Source organism: Sphingobium indicum BiD32, assembly GCF_000382885.1.
GTDB classification, from domain to species: domain Bacteria; phylum Pseudomonadota; class Alphaproteobacteria; order Sphingomonadales; family Sphingomonadaceae; genus Sphingobium; species Sphingobium japonicum_C.
This window is the reverse complement of sequence record NZ_CAVK010000029.1, coordinates 1-4742: the sequence shown is the minus strand read 5'-3', so window position 1 is coordinate 4742 and position 4742 is coordinate 1. Positions and strand designations below refer to the sequence as shown.

At 57.3% G+C, this 4742-nt stretch carries 4 protein-coding genes and 1 pseudogene; 2 read left to right on the top strand and 3 right to left on the bottom strand.

Going from position 1 to position 4742, the window contains the following annotated elements:
- Window positions 1-93: 93 nt before the first annotated feature.
- The gene (locus EBBID32_RS02950) at window positions 94-480 is read right to left on the bottom strand and encodes a hypothetical protein (protein ID WP_006950451.1); all 387 of its coding nucleotides are present in this window, start codon (window positions 478-480) and stop codon (window positions 94-96) included.
- A gap of 363 nt (window positions 481-843) precedes the next feature.
- Here EBBID32_RS02950 and EBBID32_RS02945 point away from each other — a divergent pair, with 363 nt between their 5' ends.
- On the top strand, window positions 844-3135 hold the full coding sequence (locus tag EBBID32_RS02945) for a TonB-dependent receptor (protein ID WP_006950450.1): 2292 nt from the start codon (window positions 844-846) through the stop codon (window positions 3133-3135).
- On the top strand, window positions 3135-3359 hold the full coding sequence (locus tag EBBID32_RS23950) for a hypothetical protein (protein ID WP_156022448.1): 225 nt from the start codon (window positions 3135-3137) through the stop codon (window positions 3357-3359). The genes EBBID32_RS02945 and EBBID32_RS23950 overlap by 1 nt, the downstream gene beginning before the upstream one ends.
- A gap of 452 nt (window positions 3360-3811) precedes the next feature.
- On the opposite strand, the pseudogene EBBID32_RS25315 reads toward EBBID32_RS23950, so the two are convergent.
- Together EBBID32_RS25315 and EBBID32_RS24740 are read right to left on the bottom strand one after the other, a co-directional pair.
- Window positions 3812-4092, bottom strand: a pseudogene (locus EBBID32_RS25315) (IS110 family transposase); the annotation flags it as partial.
- Between the two features lie 317 nt (window positions 4093-4409).
- On the bottom strand, window positions 4410-4742 hold a 333-nt coding region (locus tag EBBID32_RS24740), incomplete at its 5' end, for a hypothetical protein (RefSeq protein WP_037488420.1).

Here is a 4742-nt window from a genome sequence, read left to right as displayed (position 1 = left end):
ACGGAAATCCTGACAGTCCCTGTTTCGTCGATGAACACCAGGCGTTCCGGGTCCAGATCGAGCTGGCCATCTCGAACCAATTCCGGCGTTGCCTCAGGACGTCGGGGCGGTCTTGTTCGATCGCGTGCCCGGTCTTTTTTTCCGCGTGATCCCGTGGCGCACGAAAAAGCGGTGCAACGTGCCAATCCCAACCGACACGCCAAGCTCGACGAGCGGCGCTTGGATCTCCACCAAGCTAATGTCGCCCTGCTCGGCAACCAACTCCCGGATGAAGCTGCCTCGCGCGTCGATCCTGCCCGAATGTCGGTCTCCGCCGCGCGGCTTGGCGACAGCCCGGCCATGCTGAAGTGCAAGTTGCCGCCAGCGGATCGCGCTTGATGCGCTGACACCGAAACGATCAGCCGCAGCGCGGCAGCTCAACCCACCGCCAATCGCCGCGATGACCCTGTCCCGAAGATCCTGTGAAAGCGTTCGCGCCATCCATGCTAGCCTCCTGCCACCAGCAGAAAGCGTGAATCACATCGGAACCGCAAAGGGAATCCCTGCCGATTCAGTTCGTGTGGAAACCGCTCTATGATCCTCGTCACCATGGCGGAAACTTCCTGCGCCGAAACGCTCATCCCGGATTTTCCAAACTTATTCTCAGCGGAAGCTCGGTATACTCACTGGATCGGCAGTTTGACCTGACCTGCAAAAGCCAGGACCTGTCGCCTCACTGGCGACTGGCCGAAAGATAGGTTTGCACCGTTGGCACATCCGTATGGTCACTGACCACTGCGTTTCCCACACATGCGTAGTGCATATGGATCAACGATTAAATGTGTGAATCAGGGGGAGGGACTAATGATCTCCAGTTTCAAACGTGCATTTGCGATCAGCCTCTTGGGCTCTGTCGCGCTGCCGGCGTCGGCCGCATGGGCGCAAGCGGAAGGAGCGGCGACTGGCATCGAGGAGATCGTCGTTACAGCGCAGCGGCGCGAGCAGAATCTTCAAGTTGTTCCGATTGCTGTTACGGCGGTGAGTTCCGAGGCGCTGAAGAACAATGGTGTCGTGAGCATCGCAGACGTTTCAAGCTTGGCACCGAACCTTGTCGCCACAAAGACCGTTGGTAATGCGCACTTCCCGACGTTCTCGGTTCGTGGCGTGCTCGGTCAAGGTAATGCTGCCGGCACCGATCGTTCTCTGGGAATCTATCTCGATGGCGTGCCGATCGCACCGGGGCAGGGCACGTCGTTCGACCTACCGCTTATTGCACGCATGGAAATCATGCGCGGCCCCCAGGGAACTCTATTTGGACGCAATTCCACAGCGGGTGCCATCAATATCGTTACCCCCAACCCATCTGGTGAATTCGGCTTTCGTCAGGAGGTGTCCATTGGCAATTATGACCAGTTCCGTACCCTGACCCGTATTGATACGCCAACTTGGGGGCCGTTCAGCGCGTTGGTCGCATACACCCACGACGAACGTCGGGGCGACATCCGGAACACGGGCGCAGGTGTTGAGTGGGACCGCACGGCTGTTGGTCTGGGCAAGGCAAAGTCGCCGGCTACGCTTGGTGATAAGAATGCCGAGGCTTGGTTCGTCGCTGTCAACTTCGCTCCGAGCGACGGATTTAACGTCACCTACAAGTATGACTCGGTCAACAGTCATTTCACGCCTGAAGGCTATGGCTTGGTCACATTCACGTCTACAGACCCTACAATCAGGGGCTACTACGACGATGCAGTCGCCGCGGGCCGTCTAGCGCTCGCGGGACCTCGCCGTCCCAAAGCAGTCAACAATGAGTTCAGCACGCCCGGATACATCAAGTCATCCGGCCACAGCCTGACCGCCGACATTGATGTTTCAGAAAGCGTTACGCTGAAGAACATCTTCGGTTATCGGCGGACGCAGAATGCCGGCCCTGTGCAACTCGACGGGGCGGGCGGTCTGCGGACCGCTACAGGTGATCCGTTCCTGCTTCTCGCGGGCGACTCCGCCTACGGCAAAAGCAGTCAGTGGAGCAACGAGCTTCAGCTCAACTATGAATCGGACTTCTTGACGCTGACGACGGGCGGCATATACGTCAATTCCAACGTGAGCGCGGGGCCCCCGCTCGGGTTGACGGGGACTCTATTTGGCGTGTCCGTGCCCAACTTTACCTTTGCCTCGAGGGTACAGAATAACCAGTTGGTAACGGCCAGAACAAAATCGGTAGCAGGCTATGCGCAGGCGGAGGTTCATGTCACGCCCGAAATCGACCTGATCGGTGGCTATCGCATCACGAATGACAAGCGCGATGCGACCGCCTATTTTGGCGTCAACACATTTAATTACACCTACAATGATTGGAGGTCGAGCTATCTCGCTGGTATCAACTATCGCCCCAACGATAATATGATGTTCTACGGAAAATTCAGCACTGGTTTCCTCTCTGGTGGTGCCTTCGGCCCCATCGAATTCAAGCCTGAAACGGTAAAGGCATGGGAAGTTGGCGCCAAGTTGGATTTGCTTGACCGTCGTGTGCGTTTCAACCTCGCCCTGTTTGACGCGAAGTATCGCAATCTCCAGGCGCAGACTCAGGGCTTCCGCATCGGGCCGGAATTTGCGGCAGTTTCCACGGTCGTCGCAAGCTTGGGTGACCTCCACGTGCGCGGTTTCGAGTCGGAATTGACAGTCGCACCGTCATCCAACTGGATTTTCAGCGGGAGTCTCGGGTATACCGATCTTGAGTTGAGTAACATCAACTCAGCGATTTTCGAAACGGGTGGCACTTTCTACCGGATGGCATTCCGGGCCAACTGGACGGGCAATGCATCAGCCCAGTATGAGTCCGAGCCACTCTTCGGGGACGCCCGAATGGTCGCTCGGATCGACGGTAGGTGGCGGTCCAAGATTCGGCAGTTCACGCGTTTTCCGTATTTTGCGCCTGCACAAGAAGCCGGAGCCTTTTCGCCTGCCGGGTGGGTCATGAATGGACGACTCGCGCTGCGTGACATCAACATTGCTGATCACAAGGTCGAACTGGCGCTTTGGGGCCGCAATCTCTTTGACAATGATCGTCTTGTCGGCGCGACGGCAGTACCTAATCAAGTATCCACGAGCTATGAGCCTGCCAGGACCTTCGGCGTTGAGTTGATATTCGACTTCTGATGCAACTGCTGCCAAGCCTAGGCGATTGTCCGGGCCTTGCGGCAATTGCGTGCCTTACTCACTGGAAAATTGCGCCGGAATGCAAGGGGTTTACTCTTTGCATTCCGGTTTATTTTCCTCCTCGGTGGGATGAAGTACACCGCTATACCGGCGTGGACGGCCTCAGTTCGTTTGATAAAGTCGAGGCGGGCGAGCGCCGAGATGGCTGGAAAGAGAAGTCGTAGCCGGCCAGGGTCTTGACCACAGAGAGCCGCGCGATGCGCGGGGCAGCCTTGATCTGCCAGTTCTCGATCTGCCAGTTCTCGCGCGGCGAGCCTTTTTGCCCAGCATCCCGTCGAGCGTTTCGATGCGGTCGATCTGACCCTGCTCGATGCGTCGCAGTGTGGCATCGAGGACCTCAAACCTGCGAGAATGGCGTAGACCGCCAGCGAACACAGCGGTGCATGATCGTCGATCCGGCTCATCATCGTCGTCGCTCGCTCAGAGGTTCGTGACCGTGGCCGTCAGCTTCGAGCACGGGATGCTCGGCAACAGCGATGCCGCGGTCGATGATGCGGACCAGATCCGCCTACGGTGACGAAGTCGTCATGGGTAACCCGGCGCTCAAGTTTCAGCATAGCATTGAAGCGGTGATCGGGACGGTGCTGCGCTTCGGCAAAGACCTCGGCCCTATGGACTGGGTCGCGCCGTTTCGGAGCATACGCCGATCACCTAGGCATTCGTGGGAATCATTCTTGTCCAGGCCATCGGGTAGCACCCGCGTGTCCGGGTCAACACGACCGACGAAATCATGCGAAGCCCGTACGCCTCGGACAGCAATTGATGCATCAGTGTGCGGTGTGAGTTACCAGTCACCTCGAATCCGACAATCACTAGCCTGCCAATGGCGGCCAGCCGATCATAGTCGGCCTTCGTCGCCATCACCGTCATGGGACGTCCGCGGGCGCTAACCGCCCTTGTCTCCATCAAGGGAACTGGCCGCTCCCCAATGTGCTATGGCGCTGAGTTTACCGCCAACGTCGTGCGAGAGTGCTGGCAGGATCGGTGGGCACGAGTGGTACGCCGTTCATTACAAGATCGAGATCCGCATCTCCCATAATCTCGCAAGCGGTTGAACGTGAGTCCGTTTCACGAAATATTGAGGGAGCGAAATGCAGATACACTTGGTGCATGGCGTGCTCATGCACTCCGTGCTCCATCGCTTTTCTGATGATGATCGGATGCGGGATATGTGGATTCCCCTGATGGCGGGGAGGGATATGAATTCGGTATAGTTACAGTATTGTAACGTCGGGCCTGTTGACAAAGTCGGCTCCGAGCAAGCGCTCTCTGAGGCGCCCGAGGTGCTGATCCGAATATACACGCTCACCTACCATCTTGTCCCCTACGAAGGGAATGACAGCAATGGTGTAACAACGGCGTTGGGTTCCATCCATCAGATCGTATATATTGCTGAACTCATGGATCAGAACATCCTCACCAGCAGTAGATGCTGTGATCTGGTGAGACTGTGTCGTGCGAGTGTCATTTTGCGATGCAAGAGGGAAAAGACGCTTCGAACGTTCAAGAACCGCATCGCGGCCGGTAATTGGCCCAGTCGGCCCGAA

Bases quoted from the DNA above. Each gene is read 5' to 3' on its own strand.
- EBBID32_RS02945 (WP_006950450.1), top strand. From the start codon at position 844: ATGATCTCCAGTTTCAAACGTGCATTTGCGATCAGCCTCTTGGGCTCT.
- EBBID32_RS02950 (WP_006950451.1), bottom strand. From the start codon at position 480: ATGGCGCGAACGCTTTCACAGGATCTTCGGGACAGGGTCATCGCGGCG.
- EBBID32_RS23950 (WP_156022448.1), top strand. From the start codon at position 3,135: ATGCAACTGCTGCCAAGCCTAGGCGATTGTCCGGGCCTTGCGGCAATT.